Genomic DNA, 2,215 nt, shown 5'->3' with positions numbered 1-2,215 from the left:
ATGTCGTCTTGCGGGTTTTCGCGCCGCTCCTGCACTAGGCCGAAGTAGTACATCGCGGTATCGATGTTGGCCTGCATCCCCTCTTCGCTGAGCTCGATCTGTCCCGGTTCGCGGTGCAGGCTCGCGTCGATCCAGTGCCGCACCTGCTGGCGGTATTCCTCCGGCACGCCAGCCATGCGGGTGATGACTTCGACCGGGAACGGCCCGGAGAAGTCCTGGACGACGTCGAAGTTGTCGGGATCGGCAGCGCTCAGGTACTTCTCGATCACCTCGATGACCGTGTCCCGCTGCGATTGAACGGCGCGCGGGGTGAAGGCCTTGTTGAGCAGGCTGCGCATGTGGCGGTGCTCCGGTGGGTCCATGAAGATGATCGACTTCTGTTCGGCGGGGATGCCCTTGCGCACCATCGCGAGGTCGCAGCCGCGCGCCGAGGAGTAAGTCTCGAAGTCTTTGAATCCGGCCGCCACGTCCTCATGGCGGGTGAGCGCGTAGAAGTCCTCCTTCTCGTCGTAATAGAGCGGCGCATCCTCGCGCATCCGCCGGTAGATCTCGTAGGGGTTGTTAAAGAACTCTTCGGAGAACGGGTCGAAGACGACTTTCGGTTTTGTCACTGCATCTCCTCAGCGGCGAGGGTAGGGGCTGGAATCGTTACAGTGGAACGCCTGACTGTAACGTTAACGGTAGCGCTTTCGTGGCGCGGCGAAAAGGCCAACATGCAGTCATTTCAGATCTTCCCGGTGACCCTGATGCCGCTGATGGCCTCATCCAGCGCGCCGAGGTCGGTGCCGCGTTCCTCGACGATCTCGCGCACGACGTCGACGTCCTTGCCGACGAATTCGCCGGTGGCCTCGATGAATGCCTCGATCGAGCCGCCCGCCGCGACGAGGTTCAGGACCCGGCTGGTGGCACTGCCGTGCGGGAGCGCGTCGAGCAGGGTCTTTTCGGGGACGCCGAGGCGCCCGCCCAGCCGGATCGCCTCGGCGAGTAGCCCGATGTGCCCCGCGAACAGCGCATTGTTGACCAGCTTCACCTTCTGGCCGGCGCCGCACGGACCGACGTGAAGGATTGGATCGCCGTAGCAGGTCAACGCCGGCCGCACTCGTGCCACGGCGTCGTCGGCGCCTCCCACGAACAGCGTCAGCTTGCCGGCCGCGATGTCGTGTGGGCCGCCGCTGACCGGTGCATCGACCACTTCGACGTCGCCGGCGCGAGCGGCGATGGTCTCGATCGTTCTCGGGTTGGTGGTGGTGTGCACCACCAGCACGGAGCCGGGCCGCATGGTGTGCAGCAGCGCGCTGTCGAGGCAGACCTGCCGCACCTGTTCGTCGGTGAACACGCAGACCACCACGACGTCGGCCTGCGTCGCGGCCCCGGCGACGTCGGTTACGGCGTTGGCACCGAGCCGCTCGAGCTCGCGGCGCTTGTCGGCGGTCGAGCCCAGCGCGCTGACGTCATTGCCGGCCTCGACGAGGCGGGCCACCATCGGGCGGCCCATCCGCCCCGCGCCGACGAACCCGACCTTCACCGCGGGTGCCCCATCAAGGTCAGGGCGGCGTCGGCCGCGTCGAGCACCGCACCACCGTCGGCCGCCGCATGGTCGGCGAGGTCGACGACGAGGCGGACGTCCTTTTGCAGCAGCGTGGCCGCCAAGGGGGCAAGCCTTTCCAGGCCGCCGACCCCGCCAAGGGTGTTGAGCGCGAAGCTGTTTCCGCTGCTGCGCGAGACGACCTCGGTGATCCGGTCCGGGGAGATGCCGAGTGCCTGGCCCAGCGAGAGGGTGGCGGCCGCCGTTGCGAGGTTCGCGGTGAACAGCAGGTTGTTCAGCAGCTTGGTGGTTTGCCCGGAGCCCAGCTCGCCGAGGTGGACGACGGGATCGGCGTAGGTTTCGAAGACCGGACGGCAGCGCTCGACGATGTCGGCGTCGCCACCGACCATCACCAGCAGGCGCCGCTGTTCGGCCGCCCCGCCGCCGCCGCTTACCGGTGCATCGATGATCGAAACACCTTGGGCGGCGGCATCTTTCGCGAGTTTCCGGCAGGTGTCGGGGTGCACGGTGCTGTGCACCGCGATGACGCCGCCGGGTTTCATCGCGTTGAGCAGGCCGTGTTGGCCGGTGGTGAGTTCCTCGATGTCGGAGTCGCCGACGACGCACAGGCAGACCAGGTCGCTGGCGGAGGCGAGTTCGGCCGGCGATTCGGCGACCTTCGCCGCGGTG

General features: G+C 67.2%; 2 protein-coding genes and 1 pseudogene. All 3 read right to left on the bottom strand.

Annotated features, from left to right (window positions below; genetic code table 11):
• Positions 1-611 (bottom strand): annotated as a pseudogene (locus A5736_RS18970) (cytochrome P450); the annotation flags it as partial.
• 113 nt (positions 612-724) lie between these two features.
• Entirely contained in the window at positions 725-1,525 is an 801-nt protein-coding gene (locus tag A5736_RS18965; protein ID WP_076247959.1) for an NAD(P)-dependent oxidoreductase, read from the bottom strand.
• The coding region (locus A5736_RS18960; protein ID WP_076247958.1) for an NAD(P)-dependent oxidoreductase at positions 1,522-2,215 on the bottom strand (694 nt) is incomplete at its 5' end. The genes A5736_RS18960 and A5736_RS18965, both read right to left, overlap by 4 nt.

It is taken from the genome of Mycobacterium sp. SP-6446, assembly GCF_001954045.1.
Classification (GTDB): domain Bacteria; phylum Actinomycetota; class Actinomycetes; order Mycobacteriales; family Mycobacteriaceae; genus Mycobacterium.
Note: the sequence above shows the minus strand (reverse complement) of the source record. Positions and strands in the feature narration are given on the sequence as shown.